The organism is Bifidobacterium sp. B4142, from assembly GCF_026537325.1.
GTDB lineage: Bacteria > Actinomycetota > Actinomycetes > Actinomycetales > Bifidobacteriaceae > Bombiscardovia.
Map to the genome: position 1 here is coordinate 971,073 of NZ_JAFNMJ010000001.1, position 15,749 is coordinate 986,821.

Sequence of the window (15,749 nt, forward strand, 5' to 3'; positions counted from 1 at the left end):
TCACGTCCCCTAAGCCGATCATTCATCTTTCGAACATCTGCAAAAAGGAGCACAATCGTGCGTATCACCGGCAAGGCCCGTTCTCGGATGTATGGCCTGACTGCTGCTGCCTGCGCCATCTGGCTGGTCCAATCCCTGGCTGAGGCCGTGCGGGACGGCAGCCTGCTGACATGGCCCACACTGATCTTCACCGTGTGCCTGGCTGTTGTCACCGTATACTGTGCCGTCTGCGCCTTCCGGGAGGGGCGCAAGGGCTGACGACCCGTCACCCCTATAATGCCTGTACCGGTTCCGCAGACATCAGAGTCGTTGTGGAGTCTTAAGCAAAGGCAGGGGATGAGTCATGGAAGATCCAGCGCAACCGACCACTTCGACCCTGATCCACCTTGGGCTGCACGACCTGGACAAGGCCCGGGTTCGGCTGGATCGGCTTGCCCGTCTGGTGGACGATCGGGAGCTGGAGCAAACCCTGGTCCAGAGCCTAGACCAGGCCTGCGATCCGGATGAAGCCATTGCTGGGCTGATACGAATCCTGGAGCAGTGTCCGCAGGGAGCCCGGCCGGACTTTCTGGCTGGATCCCCGCAGGAAAACCAAGATGCCGCCCAGTCGCTGATCAGGGTGCTGGGGGCCTCGGAGGCCATGGGGCGACTGATGCGCTCGCGGCCGGAGTTGGTAGAGGCGGCCGCCCAGGATCCCGACCACTTGGCTGACTGCCCTGCGGAAACCAGGCAGAAGCGGGTTCTTGACGCCATGGACAGAGTGGAGAAGAATTCGGATTCGGCGCCCTCACTGGCGGCCTACGCCGATGCACTGCGGTTTGAATACCGGCTGCAACTGGCTGCCGTCATGACCCGGGATCTGGCAGCTGAGGATCCCCTGGAGCTGGAGCCAGCAATCAGCCGGGCCCTGTCCGACATGGCCGATGCTGCACTTCAAGGGGCTCTGAGCATCGCCTGCCGTCAGGTTCCCAATGCGGATTCATGCCGTCTGACCGTCATTGGCATGGGTAAGCTGGGCGCCCAGGAACTCAACTACGTATCCGATGTGGACCTCATGTACTTGGTGGAGCCGGCATCAGGGACGGATCCGAAGGAGACCGATCCCATCGCCGTGGGCACTGCCATGGCCGTCCTCCTGCAACGGGTTTGCCAGGCGGTCATTCCCGGATCGACCGAGCCACCGCTTTGGAAGGTTGATACTGCCCTGCGGCCCGAGGGGCGTGATGGCCCCCTGGTGCGGCGTCTGGCCTCTTACGCTGACTACTATGCCCAATGGGCTGAAAATTGGGAGTTCCAGGCCCTGCTCAAGGCCCGTCCGGTCGCGGGCGACAAGGCCCTGGGCCAGGAGTATGCGGCCATGGTCGAACCCCTGGTTTGGGGTGCCTGCCAGCGTCCCAACTTCGTCTACGACTGCCAGCGGATGCGCCAACGGGTAGAACGACTGATACCCGAGGACCGCAAGGAGCGTGAGATCAAGCTGGGTCAGGGGGGACTGCGGGACGTGGAATTCACCGTCCAGATGCTCCAGCTGGTCCATGGCTCCAGCGATCCTGATATGCGTTGCCCGGCCACCCTGGATGCCCTGCAGGCACTGGCCCAGGGCGGCTACATCTCCGCCAGGCACGGCGACCTGCTGGATCACGACTATCGGTTCGAGCGGGTCATGGAGCATCGTCTGCAGATCTGGCAGCTGCGTCGCACCCATCTCTTTCCGAAAATCAACCGTTCAGGCACCATCGGCCAGCGGCCGCCCAGCCTGGAGGAACTGGAGAACAACCGCGATCTGCGACGGCTGGCCCGGGCCTTCGGCCTGCATGCCGACCAGATGTTGGCCCAATACCAGGCCACCAGGATCGAGGTCCGCAACCTTCACCAGGCCATCTACTTCCGCCCCATGCTGCCCATCAACGCTCAGGTGGACGAGGACGAGGTCAGCCTGCGCCCCCAGGCGGCCCGCGCACGGTTCGCATCCATCGGCTTTGCCGACCCCGATGCAGCCATCCGCCACGTTACAGCACTGACTACAGGGGTGACCCGATCGGCACGGATCAACCGTATTCTCATGCCCGCCGTTCTTCAGTGGCTGGGGGAGGGACAGGACCCTGACATGGGACTGCTGGGCTGGCGAACCCTGGAGGAGCACTTCGGCGGGAAGAGCACCTACCTGGGCTTCCTGCGGGACTCCACTTCGGCCGCCCGCCGACTCTGCCATGTCCTGTCCAACTCACGCTATTTATCCGGTGCCCTGGCCCGGTCCGTCCAGTCGGTCACCTGGCTGGGCCATGACCAGGACATGATCCCCCGTGATCGAGCCACTCTGGACAAGCGCGCCGCGGCCTATCGCACCCGTCATGCGGACTCGCTGGAGGAGTTCGCCACCGCAGTGCGGGCCATGCGCCGACAGGAGATCGAGCGTATTGGACTGGGCTGGATGAGCGGGGTGGACGATCAGCAGGCCTGCCTGGCGGGCATGTCCGATGTCTACGATGCAGCCATCAATGCAGCCTTGGACTGGGCTGTGGATCACCGTTTGGAACAGGCTAGCGCACCAGCCGATCTGGCTGTGATCGGCATGGGCCGCTACGGAGGCAGGGAGGTCAACTTCAACTCGGACGCCGATATCATGCTGATCTACCGTCCAGCCTCGGGCGCCGACCAGGACCAGGCGGCGGAATTCGCACGTGGGGTGACCGCCGACCTGCGGGCCGTCCTGGCTGGACGGGCCAGTCTGGAACCCGGTATCGACCTGGACTTTGACCTGCGCCCCGAAGGACGCCAGGGTCCTCTGGTGCGCTCCCTGGACTCCTACCAGCGCTACTACCGCGAATGGTCCGAGACCTGGGAACATCAGGCCCTGATCCGGGCCAGGTTTGCAGCCGGGAATGCTGACCTGGCCAAGGCCTTTCTGGAGGGTACGGCCAATCCACTGCGCTATCCTCAGCAACCGCCCAACGAGGAGGAGCTGGGGCAGATACGCCGTCTCAAGGCCCGGATGGAGGCTGAGCGGCTGCCGCGTGGCGTGCGTCGGGACCGGCACCTGAAGCTGGGCCGGGGAGGGCTGTCTGATGTGGAGTGGACGGTTCAGCTCCTCCAGCTGCGCCATGCCCACGATCTGCCTGAGCTGCAGGTCACCGGCACGCTGACCGCTTTGGACGCCCTGGAGGCTGCGGGACTCATCGAGACCAAGGATGCCAAGGCCCTACGCCGCAGCTGGGTGCTTTGCACGGCTGCCCGCAACGCCAACTTCCTCTGGTCCGGACGTGTTTCCCAGGCGGACATCCTGCCTGACGATGGGCAGGTTCTGGGAGGCATCGCAGTCTGCCTGGACTACCCGGCCCACCGGGGCCAGCACTTTGTCAACGAGCTGCTGGCGGCCATGCGCCGCTGCAGGCAGGTCATGGAACGGCTCTTTTACGGGGGCTGACCCTGGGTCCATCCGGGGTCGTATGCTTGTTCAGGTCACATAAGGTGGCCACCTTGAGGAAGGTGAGCCGTTGTCCCAACAAGTTGATCACGCATCCAACACCTCTTCCGCCGTCGTTCCCCTTCGTGGGCGAAGTGTGGTAACCCTCGACGAGATTCCCATGACCCAGATCCTGGACCTGCTGGATCGGGCGGCCTACATCGACACCCATCGCCGCCAGGTGGCCCACACCTGTGACGGCCGGGTCCTGGCCACGCTCTTCTATGAACCCAGCACCCGCACCCGGCTCAGCTTCGAGACGGCCATGCTCCGTCTGGGCGGCCAGGTCATCGGGTTCGCCGGCGCCCAGTTGGCCAGCGTCTCCAAGGGGGAGTCCATCAGCGACACCCTGAAGACGGTCTCCAACTACGCCGACATCGTGGCCATCCGCCATCCCAAGGAGGGTGCCGCCCTGGTGGCCTCCCAAGCAGCTACGGTCCCGGTCATCAACGCCGGCGACGGTGGACACATGCACCCGACCCAGACCCTGACCGACCTGGCCACCATCCGCGCCCGCAAGGGTCGGCTGAACCACCTGACCATCGGCCTGTGCGGGGATCTGACCTTCGGCCGCACCGTCCACTCCCTGATCACCACCCTCTGCCGCCTGGGCCATGTGGACTTCGTCCTGATCAGCCCCGACGAGCTGCGTACCCCAGAATACGTCCTGGAGAGGATCCGCTCCTCGGCCGACTGCACCTACCGGGAGACCGGGGATCTGAACGGGGTCATCGGCGACCTGGACGTGCTCTACATGACCCGTGTCCAGCAGGAGCGCTTCTTCAACGAGGACGACTACCTGCGCCTGCGCGACACCTACATTCTGAATGCCGACAAGCTTCGGTCCGCGCGCCCCGACATGGCCATCCTCCACCCCCTGCCCAGGGTCAATGAGATTGCCGTGGAGGTGGACGATGATCCGCGTGCGGCCTACTTCCAGCAGGTCCGCAATGGCATGCTGGTCAGAATGGCCCTGGAGAGCGCCCTGCTGGGTGACGAGCTGCCCGGTTATCGCAAGCAGAAGGAGGTGGCGGCATGAAGGTCACCAGTATTGTTGATGGCATCATCATTGATCACGTTCGTGCGGGCACAGCACTGAAGGTCTTGCACTACCTGCGCGTGGACCCGGCGAAGACCCGGCTGGCCCTGATCATGAACACGGACAGCCGCAAGTACGGGTCCAAGGACATCATCAAGATCGAGCAGACCGGGGATCTGGACCTGACCGCTTTGGGGTTCATCGCCCCCGAGGCCACCGTGGACGTGGTTCGGCAGGGCAGGATCGTCAGCAAGCATCAGCCGGACCGCCCCAACCATCTGGTCAACGTCATCACCTGTGTCAACCCCCGTTGTGTGACCACGGTGGAGACCGGTGTGGACCAACGCTTCCACCTGGACGATGCCGGGGTCTACCGCTGCGACTACTGCGACGAGAAGGCTGAAGACTGACATGCGGCTGCTGGGGTTGACTGATTGGCGCAGCGGCAGGACGGTCGATCTGGAGCTTCCCCAGGCAGTCGAAAGCGCGCTGATTGACGAGACCGGTGCCATGTCGGCGGGGGCGGATCAGATAGACGCTTCGGGGCTGGTACTGGCTCCGGCCCTGGTCGATCCCCACGTTCACCTGCGCGACCCTGGGCAGACCGATAAAGAGGATATGGTCACCGGCGCGGCTGCCGCAGCGGCTGGAGGCTATGGGCTGATACTGCTCATGCCCAATACCCAGCCCGCCATGGACGGTCATGCCAGGATGGTCGACGGGTGCACGGTCATCGACTACCTGGAATCCTATGAGCGTGACCACGGGCTGCGCCTGCCGGTGGACTATGCCCTCTGCGTGGCTGCTACCAAGGACCGGGCAGGCCGTCAGGCCTCAAACCCAGACGACTGGTCGGGGCATCTGCCCGGCCACGGATGGGCACACCCTGTAGTGGCCATCAGCGACGACGGCTCGGCCGTCACCGACCAGGCCCTGGAGGCTGTGGCCGCCAATGCCCGGGAATTCGATCTGCCCATCCTGGACCATTGTGAACACCACGATCACGGTCAGGTCAACCTTGGTGCTGTCAGCCGTCAGCTAGGACTGGAGGGGATTCCAGCCTCGACCGAGACCGCCATCATCAATCGGGACATCGCCTTGGCGGAACGCACCGGCACCAGGGTGCATCTGCAGCATGTCAGCACCACCGGCGGGTTCGAAGCCGTCCGCCGGGCCAAGGCCCAGGGTCTGCCGGTCACCTGCGAGACCGCACCCCACTATCTGGCCCTCTGTGACGAGGACCTGCTGCGTTGCGGCAGCATGGCCAAGATGAACCCCCCGCTGCGGTCCCGTGCCGACCAACAGGCCGCCCTTGAGGCCGTAGCCGACGGCACTGTGGACATGATCGCCACGGACCACGCCCCCCACACTGCCGCTGAGAAGGCGTTGGGGCTCAAGGATGCCCCCAACGGCATCATCGGCCTGGAAACTGCCTACGCGGTCTGCAACCAGGTTCTGGTCAAAAGCGGGCTCATCAGCCATGACCGTCTGATTGAGCTTATGTCCCTGGCCCCGGCCGAGCTCATGGGCATGCATCGGTTCCTGCCCGAAGACCTGCCCTCGTACATGGCCAACAAGGTCAATAAGGCCGGCCAGCCACCCGTCGACTTGGTTATCTTGGATCCTCAGGCCAAGTGGAAGGTTGATCCCAACCGCTTCCACTCCAAGGCGAGGAACACACCCTTCGCCGGGGTGGAACTGACCGGACGGGTCATGGCCACCATCAAGGATGGGCGTCTGCTCTTCTCCCGCCTGCCCGCAAGCCGTGTCATCACCAGGGAAAGGAACTGAGCATGGACCGACTGACCGCGCTCATCCAGGACAAGCAGAATCCGACCGTGGTCGGCCTGGATCCGCGACCGGAACTGCTGCCCAGCCAGCTGATCGAACAGGCCCGGCAGCGCGCCGCCGGAAGCATGGCCCAGATGGGCCTGGACCCCAGGGACCCGCAGCAGACCCAGGGCGAACAGGCTCAGGCCGTCTGGGCGGACCACCTGGCCCGGGCCTATCTGCGCTTCAACCTGTCCATCCTGGAAGGCGTGGGCGACCTGGTGCCCGCAGTCAAGCCCCAGATCGCCATGTACGAGGCCCTGGGATCCTGGGGCATCAGGGCCTACACCGGCACCTGCCGGGCTGCAGCCGACCGCGGCCTCTATGTCATCGGGGATGTCAAGCGCGGCGACATCGGCTCCACGGCCGAGGCCTACGCCGCCCACCTGGACGGGCTTCCCCTGCCCTTCAATTCGGGGCAGGCAGTGGATGGGCCGGCCCCAACAGGGGGGAGATTCCCCTGGTATGAGGATGCCCTGACCATCAATGTCTACCTAGGCTCCGACGGGGTGGAACCCTTCCTGGAGGCGGCCGGACACATCCAGGGAGACCTCTTCGCCCTGGTGCGCACCTCCAACCCCTCGGGCAGCCAGATCCAGGAACTGGGCCTGGACGTGAGCTCGGGCGGCGGCACCATTTATCAGCGCTTGGGCGAGTTGGTCGAATCATGGGGGCAGCCCTCCATCGGCCAATCAGGCTACTCCAGGCTTGGCGCTGTGGTCGGCGCCACCCATCCCGAGGACGGCGCACTGCTGCGCCGGGCCATGCCCCACACCTTCTTCCTGGTCCCCGGCTACGGAGCCCAGGGTGGTTCGGCGGCCGACGTGGCGCCCATGTTCGACCGGTCCGGCGGCGGCGCTGTGGTCAACTCCTCACGGGGGATCATCGCAGCCTGGCGGAAGGATCCGGACTACAGCCCGCAGCTGAGCGTTCAGGCGGCCCTGGGTATGGTCACCCGCGATGCCCGCCAAGCCGCGCAGGCCATGAAGGACGATCTCAATCAGGCGATCAAGGAGGCCCGATGAAACCCAACCTCTTCATATCCACCAGCCGGGTGGAGGAGCAGGCCCAAGAGGCAGGTCGGCTGCCCGGACGGCGCACCGCCCAGGTCACCGGCATGGAGCCCTTGGACCGGCAGGTCTGGCGGATGATCATCCGCGACCCCTACCTGGCAGCCCACGCCCCGGCAGGTGCCTTCATCAACCTCTACTCTGCCGACCGGATGACCATGATGCCCAGACCCTTCGGCATCAGCCGGGTTCTGGAGGGCGAGCAGATTGAGATCATCTTCGCCGTAGTGGGCCAGGGGACCTACGAGTTCTCCCGACTGCAGCCAGACATGGCTGTGGACCTGCTGGGCCCCCTGGGTCATGGCTTCGACCTGGAGAAACCGGCTCACTATCTGCTGGTGGGCGGCGGCCTGGGTGTCCCCCCGCTGATCCGCGCAGCCCAGTGCCTGCAAGGTCAGTCCGGTGTCCGCACCACCGCCCTGCTGGGCTACCGGGACCACCGGTTCGCGGATGCCATCATGGGTTCGCTGACCGATCGGCTGGAATCCATCGACAATGCCTCCGGGGATGTGATAACTCTTTTGGACCGGGTTCGCGGCGACATCGATCCCGGGCGGACCATCATCCTGACCTGCGGCCCCCTGCCCATGATGCGGGCCGTGGCCGCCTGGGCCCGTAAGGCCGGCCTGCCTGCCCAGTGCTGCATGGAGTCCCGGATGGGGTGCGGCTATGGCACCTGCGTGGCCTGCGTGGTCGACACCGTGGACGGCAGACTCAAGGTCTGCAAGGACGGCCCGGTCTTTGCTGCAGACCGTCTGATTTGGAATACAGACGAGGACAAGAAGGAGACACGATGAGCGGGCTGACAATCATGGATCCTTTGGAGCCGCACGCCTGGCGGCATGGAACCGTTGTGGCCGGAACGCTCTGGAAGAACCCGGTGGGCACGGCCTCGGGCACCTTCAACCTGGATGCCTGCGGGGGCTATTATGACGTCTCCCAGATGGGCGCCATCTCCACCAAGGGGGTTTCGCCGGTTCCCTGGGAAGGCAACCCCACGCCCAGGACCGCCGAAAGCCCAGCCGGCATGGTCAACTCCGTGGGCCTGCAGAACCCGGGCGTGGACCATTACCTGGTGGATGAGCTGCCCAGACTCAAGGCCCTTGGAGCCAATGTGATCACCAATGTGGCTGGTCACAGCGACGAGGACTATGCCACGGTCGTGGAACGGTTGGCCGACTCCCCGGCGGACATGCTGGAGATCAACGTTTCCTGCCCCAACGTCTCTCATGGGGGGATGTCCGTAGGCACTGACGCCAAGGCCCTGAACCGGCTGATCACCCGCCTTCGGGCCCTGACCGACAAGCCCATGGTGGTCAAGCTGACCCCCAACGTCACCGACATCGTGGAGGTGGCCCGGGCGGCAGTCGATGGGGGAGCGGATGCCCTCAGCCTGATCAACACCCTGGTGGGCATGCGCATCGATATCAACACAGGCAGACCCATCCTGGCCCAGGGCACCGGCGGTGTCTCAGGCCCCTGTATCCTGCCTATTGCCTTGTCCTTCGTCTGGCGGGTGCGTCAGGCACTGCCCGAGGTTCCCATCATCGGCATCGGGGGCATCGACTCGGGGCTCACGGCCTTGGAATTCCTCTATGCGGGGGCCAACGCCGTGGAGGTCGGGGCTGCGGCCCTGGTAGACCCTGTGGCGCCCATGAGGGTGGCCCGGGAGCTGGACGATCTGTTGGACGAGCGGCCCGAGCTGGCCGATTTGCTCGAGAAAGGGGAGTGCTGGCGATGAGCTCATCCGCAGCCGAAAACACGACCAATCAAGACGGGGAAGCCCAGGAGCAGACCCGCCGAATCCAGGAGGGCTTCACCAGCTTCCTGCTGCAGAGCGGGGCTCTCAAGTTCGGTGACTTCACCCTGAAGTCAGGGCGGCGCTCGCCCTACTTCATCAACGCCGGAGCCTTCAACGACGGGCGGTTGATCGCCCTGCTGGGGGAGTTTTACGCCCGGACCATCGTGCAGGCCGTGAAGCAGGGGACCCTGCCCGCCGACATCGACACGGTTTTCGGCCCGGCTTATAAGGGGATTCCCTTGGCCGTCTCCACAGCCATCGCCCTGAGCGGGGCGCACGACATGCCGGTCGGCTACACCTTTGATCGCAAGGAGGTCAAGGACCATGGCGACGGAGGCCTCATGGTCGGCACCCAGCTCAGGGACCGCATGAGGGTGTTGCTGGTGGATGACGTCATGACCGCAGGGACCGCGGTACGCCAGGTGGTGCCCAAGATCATGTCCCAGGCCAAGGTGACCATCGTCGGCCTGGTGCTCTCCGTGGACCGGATGGAGCGCACCGGACAGGGCCAGGGCTCGGCTGTCGAGTCCATCATGGACGAATTCCACTTCCCGGTCATCAGCATTGTCAACGTCCGTCAGATCTTCGATGCGGCTGCCTCCATGAAGGGCCCGGACGGGTCGCCCATTCTGGATCAGCGCACGGCCGATGCCGCCAGGGACTATCTGGAGCGCTACGGGGCCTGAGCAAGGACCGGCTCATATCGGCAGGCCTATTGTGGATGCAGGCCACATGAGCGCACATTCTTCGGACGGTCATGCTGTCGGCCGACCCTCGTGTAGATTGGTAAAGGTCCGGCGGGCAGGCCGACGGATCATCATCGCAAGGAAGGCCATGGATCATGACAAAACCTCTGGGACAGAACGGTCATGAGGAACCGGACCAGACTACAGCAGACGCGGTGGATGCGACCAAGCCTGCCGTTTCGGCCACTTCGGCTGATGCAGCAGAACCTGCTGATGGGCGAATTGCCACTGAGGAGAAACCCGTAGAGACAGGTCAGCCTCAGGAGAGTGGCTCTGAAGACAGTGCACCCGCACTGAGCCCGCGGAGGGTTCCGTTGATACTGGTGGCGGTAGCTCTTGTGCTGGTGCTTGCGGCAGGTATATACATGCTTTGGGCTGATCATTCCGCAGGCAACCAGTCAGCCCAAAAGCCTTCATCAGGAGCGTCGGCCGCGCAAGTCAGCCAGGGTCCCAGCGGGGATGCCAAGGCCTACAAGGCCCTGCAAGAGGTTACAGTCAAGCCTTCGGTGGCCGACGATCAGGGAGGGCTGACTGTTTCAGCCAAGGGGGTCGGCAGCAAGAAGAAGGTTGCCGACGCACCGACCCTTGAGATCTTCATGGACCCCATGTGCCCCTGGTGCGGCAAGGTGGGCCGGGTCATCGATCCCCAGCTGCAGCGCATGATCAGCGCCGGTCAGATCAACGTCACCTACAACTTTTTGAACTTCCTGGATTCGGCCTCCAGCGACCAGTACTCCAGCCGCGTGGACAACGCCCTGGCCATGGTGGCCCAGGAGGATCCGGATCATCTGCCGGCCTTCGCTGCCGCCGTCTTTGCAGCAGACTTCCAGCCCAATGAAAGCTCCTATCAGGCGGTCTCCGATGCACGTCTGGCCGACAAGGCCGTGGGCGTGGGCGTGCCCAGGACTTTGGCAGACCGTTTCGCCCAGGGCACCTACAGGCCATGGGTGGACAAGGTCAATGCCTATGCCATCACCCGCAAGGACGCCAAGGACGCCAAAGGGGAGTTTTCGACTCCCACCATCATGATCAACGGCAGGGTCTGGGATCTGACCGCAGCGGCCAAGAGCCAAGGCGGATTGGAACATCTGGATCGAGCCCTGCTCAAGGCCCTGGGACTCAAATCGCAGGATGTGGGCCACCAGGGGAAGATGCCCTCCATCGGAGCGCAGGGAAAAGCGCTTGCAGTAAAGTGAACCGCGACTAGTGACCAGCGGCGAAGTTCACTCGTCACCGCTGCAGGAGGAACTGTTACCTCTTGGACTGTCGCTTGCCTGGCTCTTACTTGTCTGACTCCTGTTCAATCAGCGAATATCCGTGGTTGGACACCACCTGGCGCAGCTTGTCCAGATAGAGGTCGGCGGCATGGGACAGTTTGGTCCGGCTGTTGACGATCCAGCCCACCAGCATGGATTCATCCGACTCCAGGGGGACGCTGACGATTTTCTCGTTGTTCAGATCCTCGTTGTCGATACCGGTGCAGACCGTGTAGGCGTTGAGCCCGACGATGAAGTTGAGCATGGTGGCCCGGTCACTCACGGTGATCTGCTTGGGGGAGTAGTCGGGCCAGACCGCCTCCTCAGCGAAGTAGAAGGAACCCTCTTCGCCCTGCTCGTACTGCAGGAAGGGGTAGGGCTCAAGATCCTTCATGGTCACCATGGCCCGATCGGCCAGGGGGTTGGTCCTGGCAAGGAAGACATGCAGGTCCGCCCGGAAGAGGGGGTGGAAGTCCAGATGTTTCTCGCGGAGCATCTTGGAGAGGACCCGTTTGTTGAAGTCGGACTCGTAGATGATGCCGATCTCGGACTGGAGGGTGGCCACCTGGTCGATGATGTCCCTGGTACGCGTCTCCCGTATGGTGAATTCGTACTCGTCCGAATCGATGGAGTTGATCATCTCCACGAACGCTTCCACGGCGAACATGTAGTGCTGGGTGGAGACCCGGCAGAGCTGCTTGCGGGGCCTGACCTGTCGGTATCGGGCCTCCAGCAGGTCGGTCTGGTCCAGAATCTGCCGGGCGTAGGTCAGGAATTCCGCACCGTCCACGGTCAGAGCAATTCCTTGCGAATGGCGGGTGAAGATTTCGATGCCCAGCTCGTTCTCCAACTCCTTGACCGATGAGCTCAGGGCCGGCTGAGAGATGTAGAGCTCATGCGAGGCCTCGTTCATGGAGCCGCATTCGACAATCTTGACGATGTAGCGCAGTTGGAGCAGTGTCATATAAGCCAATCTATACCCAAGGCCCTATCGGCCCAGGGCCGCGGTTTCAGCCATGCCCTGGTTTGCGGCCTCCTGATCCAGATAGCGACCCGGGCCCTGGACCTGGGGGCTGCCGTCTTCATCGGTCTCGAAGCTGTAGACCATGGGCACGCCGGTGGGCACATTGATGGATCGGATGTCCTTGTCATCTACGCCCTCAAGGACCTTGATCAGGCTGCGGACCACGGAACCATGGGTGACGATGAGCACGGTCCGGCCCTGGGCCAGGTTGGGGGCTATCCGGCTGCGCCAGTAGGGATGCAGACGAAGCAGCAGGTCCTTGAGGCACTCGGCGCGGATCTCGGCCGGATTCTGGCTGTCCAACCCGTCGCACATGGCCGGGGCATAGCGCGGATCCCCTCCCTGAAAGTAGGGTGAATCGGTTTCGATGGCCGGAGGCCGAACATCGTAGGAACGTCGGTAGATATTGAATTGCTGCTGGCCGTAGCGTTCCAGCATGGCCGGTCGCGTCTGTCCCTGGAAGGCGCCATAGTGGCGTTCGTTCAGCCTCCAGGTGCGCTCCACCGGAATCCAGGCCCGATCAACCAGATCCAACACCGTGTTGGCGGTGACGATGCTGCGGGTCAGCAGTGAAGTGAAGACCATGTCGGGCAGCAGACCTGACTCCTTGACCAGCTGTCCGGCATGGCGGGCCTGGTCCAGTCCGCGATCCGTCAGAGGCACGTCCACCCAACCGGCGAAACGGTTGATCGACTTCTGAGTCCAGACGCTTTCCCCATGACGCATGACGATGAGCTGCGTGGTCATCGAATCTACTCCTTTCCTGATGACGTGGTCAGAACCAGAGCGAGCTGTTCTCAAAGAACTGAGAGACATCGTCCACATCTTGGATGGATTGGTCGATCTGCTCGGCAGTCCCCTCGGTTCTGGACATGACCAGACCTATGGCCCTGGGCAGGGCATCCGCTATCTGTCCAGCACGGATCGGCTGCCCCATGCGTCCCGTAACGACTCCCTGGCCTTCCGGTTGGTTATCCTGGGCTACCAGATCCGCAAAGTCCTGAGGCTTGCGGGGATCGAAGATCAGCGGCTGCTCCCAGCCGGTCTGTCTGCCGCCGCTGGCCAGGGAACCGGCAAGGCCATGCAGGAAGGCCGCCGCAGCTGTCAGATCCACCATCAGCGTGGCATCATCCTGAATCGGTCCGGCGTTCTGGGCCAGCATGGCCCCTATGGTTCCGGAGAGCACGTCCCCTGAGCCGGCCGTGGACAGCCAGGCCGGACCGAAACCGGTGGTCATGACCCGAGGGCGGTCGGTGCCGTCCTCGCCGACCACCAGCGTAATGGCCCCCTTGAGCAGAATGGTGGCCCCGGTCAGCTGGCAGGCGCGGACAGCCCAGCGCAGGGGTTCGGCCATGACCTGGTCACCATCCACGTTCTCGCCATGCGAGTTGAGCAGGGCGGCCATCTCGCCGGCGTGCGGGGTCAGTACGGTGCGAGGGCCCAACCGGTCCGGCAGCAGGTCCAGGGCTCCGGCATCGGCCACCACCGGCGGATCGGCTGCTGCCTCGTCCTCGTCCAGATCTGCGGACTGACGATTGAGTATTTCGGCGATCAGATCCCGCTGCCCGTCCTGGCCTTCAGGCCCTGCGGCCTCCTGGGCCTGCCGGGTGGGTACGCCCGAGCCCAGCACCCAGGACTCGACCCGTCCACGGCCCAGGACCGTTTCGGGCAGCTCCTGTAGGATCAGGTCACCCACCTGTTCGGGACCGCAGTATCGGATCATGCCTACGTTGCCGCTGGCCGCTGCCCTGCTGGAGAGCAGCCCCGCTCCATGGTAGAGGGCGGATCCGGTGACCAGGCCGACCACGCCCCGGCTGTACTTGGTGTCATCGACCCTGGGCGCCCGCAGAAGTCCGGCGCAGTCCTCGGCGTTCATGCAGGAGACGCTGGGGACCAGGGCCGAGGTGTCGAAGCCGAAGTCCACCAGGACGATTCTGCCGCAGACGTAGGCGGCCGGAGGCAGCATCAGGCAGGGCTTCATGGCCCCCATGGTCACGGTCACATCAGCCGGGATGTAGGCCCCGGGCAGGGTGCCTTCATCAATGTCCACGCCGGAGGGGGTATCCACGGCCAGCACCAGGGGCCCATCCTGACTGGCGGGGTCGTGCCAGGCGGGTCTGTCGGGCAGACCGCCATCCATACCGAGGTCTGCGGCCAGAGCGGCGGGAATGCCGCGCAGCGCCCCCTTGAGGCCGATACCCGTCATGGCATCAATGATCAGATCCGCCTGCCGGCATAGCTCCAGGGTCTGGTCCAGCTCCTCGGAAGCCTGATCCGGTCCGGCCGGTGCCTCGCAGCCGGGGATGGCTGCCTGGGGATCCAGGGCCGTAACCACTCCGCCGGCGCGCAGGAGGGCGTCCAACCCGCCCTGATGCAGGCTGCGTCCGGTGGCCACCACGGTCACGTCGGCCCCGTGCCCGGCCAGATCAGCCGAGGCATAGAGCCCGTCGCCGCCATTGTTACCGGCCCCTGCCAGCAGGACGATCCTGGCTCCTGCCGGCTCCAGCCCGGCCTGGGTCAGCATGACGTCGGCCACGGAGGCCAGGGATCCGGCGGCGATACGCATCAGGGGCACCCCGTCATCCAAAAACGGCTGCTCCAGGGATCGGATCATGTCGGCGGAATAGGCACTGGTGGCCAGAGTCCGGCGGGCTTTGCGGCGTTCATCTGGTGACGGCTTCATGGCATCACACCCCTCATTCAAAAGGTCCACGTGCGGCGGCGGCGCGGCCGGCCACGTGCTGGCTCCACTCTATCCGATGGCCTTGTCCTGCAAGCGTTATAAGGTCTGCCTATTTACCAGGGCAGGAAGGGAAATACATGCAGGGATTCGCAATGCCGAACCAGGGCCAGATTATGGCGGTAGTCCTGACGGTGGTGCTCTGTGGCCTGATCGGCTTCGAACGCGAGTTCCTCAAACACGACGCCGGCATCCGCACCCACATTCTGGTGGGGCTGGGCAGCTGCCTGTTCACCATGGTCTCCCTCTACGGCATCCAGGCCGCTGTGGGCAACTACTCCTGGGACGCCTCGCGAATTGCGGCGAGTGTAGCCTCGGGCATCGGCTTCATCGGCGCCGGAGTCATCTTCTTCAACCACGATTCGGTCAAGGGTCTGACCACGGCCAGCGCCATCTGGGTGGCCGCCGCAGTGGGCATGGCCTGCGGGGTCCAGCTCTTCGCCATCGCCATCCTGGCGGTCATCTTCTACTTTCTGGCTGTCCTGGTCATCGCGCCCATCCTCAAGTGGTTCCTGCGCAACCGTCAGAATACGGTTCTGCGCATCATATATCAGGACGGCCACGGCTGTCTGCGCGAATCCCTGCTGCTGGCCACCCGCATGGGATTCGAATCCCGGGTGCTGACCATCCATGAGCTGCACCGGGATGCCTGGAAGGGCGCCGATGTCACCGTCAACCTGCTGGGCAAGGGGGATGTGACTGAGCTGGTCGAATCCATTGGCCAGACTCCAGGGGTCAAGGGCGTGGAGGTCCTGGGGGAGGACGACTGACCCCCTTCCG

Annotated in this window: 14 protein-coding genes; 11 read left to right on the forward strand and 3 right to left on the reverse strand. The window is 64.1% G+C overall.

What is annotated here, in order from left to right:
- Positions 1-57 precede the first annotated feature (57 nt).
- The 10 genes from J3U06_RS04345 to J3U06_RS04390 all read left to right on the forward strand — a co-directional run bounded on the left by J3U06_RS04345 (position 58) and on the right by J3U06_RS04390 (position 11,145).
- A complete protein-coding gene (locus J3U06_RS04345; protein ID WP_267399917.1) occupies positions 58-258 on the forward strand; it encodes a carbon starvation protein in 201 nt (66 codons plus the stop codon).
- Between the two features lie 85 nt (positions 259-343).
- The gene (locus J3U06_RS04350; protein ID WP_267399918.1) at positions 344-3,424 is read left to right on the forward strand and encodes a bifunctional [glutamine synthetase] adenylyltransferase/[glutamine synthetase]-adenylyl-L-tyrosine phosphorylase; all 3,081 of its coding nucleotides are present in this window, start codon (positions 344-346) and stop codon (positions 3,422-3,424) included.
- A 70-nt stretch (positions 3,425-3,494) separates the two neighbouring features.
- Positions 3,495-4,502: an aspartate carbamoyltransferase gene (gene pyrB, locus J3U06_RS04355; protein WP_267399920.1), complete on the forward strand. Its 1,008-nt coding sequence runs from the start codon at positions 3,495-3,497 to the stop codon at positions 4,500-4,502.
- Positions 4,499-4,912, forward strand: coding sequence for an aspartate carbamoyltransferase regulatory subunit (locus tag J3U06_RS04360; protein WP_045924450.1), 414 nt, complete (start codon positions 4,499-4,501; stop codon positions 4,910-4,912). The genes pyrB and J3U06_RS04360 overlap by 4 nt, the downstream gene beginning before the upstream one ends.
- Before the next feature lies 1 nt (position 4,913).
- Positions 4,914-6,293: a dihydroorotase gene (locus J3U06_RS04365; RefSeq protein WP_267444416.1), complete on the forward strand. Its 1,380-nt coding sequence runs from the start codon at positions 4,914-4,916 to the stop codon at positions 6,291-6,293.
- Between the two features lie 2 nt (positions 6,294-6,295).
- Positions 6,296-7,357 (forward strand): orotidine-5'-phosphate decarboxylase, encoded by a 1,062-nt coding sequence (pyrF, locus tag J3U06_RS04370; protein WP_267444417.1) that lies wholly within the window; start codon positions 6,296-6,298, stop codon positions 7,355-7,357.
- On the forward strand, positions 7,354-8,199 hold the full coding sequence (locus J3U06_RS04375; protein ID WP_267444418.1) for a dihydroorotate dehydrogenase electron transfer subunit: 846 nt from the start codon (positions 7,354-7,356) through the stop codon (positions 8,197-8,199). The genes pyrF and J3U06_RS04375 overlap by 4 nt, the downstream gene beginning before the upstream one ends.
- Positions 8,196-9,143 carry a dihydroorotate dehydrogenase gene (locus J3U06_RS04380; protein WP_267430532.1) on the forward strand — a complete coding sequence of 316 codons (948 nt, stop codon included), beginning with the start codon at positions 8,196-8,198 and terminating at the stop codon, positions 9,141-9,143. The genes J3U06_RS04375 and J3U06_RS04380 overlap by 4 nt, the downstream gene beginning before the upstream one ends.
- Positions 9,140-9,889, forward strand: coding sequence for an orotate phosphoribosyltransferase (gene pyrE, locus J3U06_RS04385; protein WP_267444419.1), 750 nt, complete (start codon positions 9,140-9,142; stop codon positions 9,887-9,889). Before J3U06_RS04380 ends, pyrE begins: the two co-directional genes overlap by 4 nt.
- A gap of 155 nt (positions 9,890-10,044) precedes the next feature.
- Positions 10,045-11,145, forward strand: coding sequence for a DsbA family protein (locus J3U06_RS04390; RefSeq protein WP_267444420.1), 1,101 nt, complete (start codon positions 10,045-10,047; stop codon positions 11,143-11,145).
- An 85-nt stretch (positions 11,146-11,230) separates the two neighbouring features.
- On the opposite strand, the gene J3U06_RS04395 is transcribed toward J3U06_RS04390, so the two are convergent.
- The 3 genes from J3U06_RS04395 to J3U06_RS04405 are packed head-to-tail and all read right to left on the reverse strand — an operon-like array spanning position 11,231 to position 14,912.
- Entirely contained in the window at positions 11,231-12,169 is a 939-nt protein-coding gene (locus tag J3U06_RS04395; protein WP_267430535.1) for a LysR family transcriptional regulator, read from the reverse strand.
- Positions 12,170-12,193: 24 nt separating this feature from the next.
- Positions 12,194-12,976: a 2,3-bisphosphoglycerate-dependent phosphoglycerate mutase gene (locus J3U06_RS04400; protein WP_267444421.1), complete on the reverse strand. Its 783-nt coding sequence runs from the start codon at positions 12,974-12,976 to the stop codon at positions 12,194-12,196.
- Positions 12,977-13,004: 28 nt separating this feature from the next.
- Entirely contained in the window at positions 13,005-14,912 is a 1,908-nt protein-coding gene (locus J3U06_RS04405) for a bifunctional ADP-dependent NAD(P)H-hydrate dehydratase/NAD(P)H-hydrate epimerase (RefSeq protein ID WP_267444422.1), read from the reverse strand.
- Between the two features lie 137 nt (positions 14,913-15,049).
- Between J3U06_RS04405 and J3U06_RS04410 the strand changes: the two genes are divergently transcribed.
- Positions 15,050-15,739, forward strand: a complete 690-nt coding sequence (locus tag J3U06_RS04410) for an MgtC/SapB family protein (protein WP_267444423.1) — start codon at positions 15,050-15,052, stop codon at positions 15,737-15,739.
- Positions 15,740-15,749 lie beyond the last annotated feature (10 nt).

Bases quoted from the DNA above. Each gene is read 5' to 3' on its own strand.
- J3U06_RS04405 (WP_267444422.1), bottom strand. From the start codon at position 14,912: ATGAAGCCGTCACCAGATGAACGCCGCAAAGCCCGCCGGACTCTGGCC.
- J3U06_RS04365 (WP_267444416.1), top strand. From the start codon at position 4,914: ATGCGGCTGCTGGGGTTGACTGATTGGCGCAGCGGCAGGACGGTCGAT.
- J3U06_RS04395 (WP_267430535.1), bottom strand. From the start codon at position 12,169: ATGACACTGCTCCAACTGCGCTACATCGTCAAGATTGTCGAATGCGGC.
- J3U06_RS04350 (WP_267399918.1), top strand. From the start codon at position 344: ATGGAAGATCCAGCGCAACCGACCACTTCGACCCTGATCCACCTTGGG.
- J3U06_RS04360 (WP_045924450.1), top strand. From the start codon at position 4,499: ATGAAGGTCACCAGTATTGTTGATGGCATCATCATTGATCACGTTCGT.
- J3U06_RS04375 (WP_267444418.1), top strand. From the start codon at position 7,354: ATGAAACCCAACCTCTTCATATCCACCAGCCGGGTGGAGGAGCAGGCC.
- J3U06_RS04400 (WP_267444421.1), bottom strand. From the start codon at position 12,976: ATGACCACGCAGCTCATCGTCATGCGTCATGGGGAAAGCGTCTGGACT.
- pyrE (WP_267444419.1), top strand. From the start codon at position 9,140: ATGAGCTCATCCGCAGCCGAAAACACGACCAATCAAGACGGGGAAGCC.
- pyrF (WP_267444417.1), top strand. From the start codon at position 6,296: ATGGACCGACTGACCGCGCTCATCCAGGACAAGCAGAATCCGACCGTG.
- J3U06_RS04390 (WP_267444420.1), top strand. From the start codon at position 10,045: ATGACAAAACCTCTGGGACAGAACGGTCATGAGGAACCGGACCAGACT.
- J3U06_RS04410 (WP_267444423.1), top strand. From the start codon at position 15,050: ATGCAGGGATTCGCAATGCCGAACCAGGGCCAGATTATGGCGGTAGTC.
- J3U06_RS04380 (WP_267430532.1), top strand. From the start codon at position 8,196: ATGAGCGGGCTGACAATCATGGATCCTTTGGAGCCGCACGCCTGGCGG.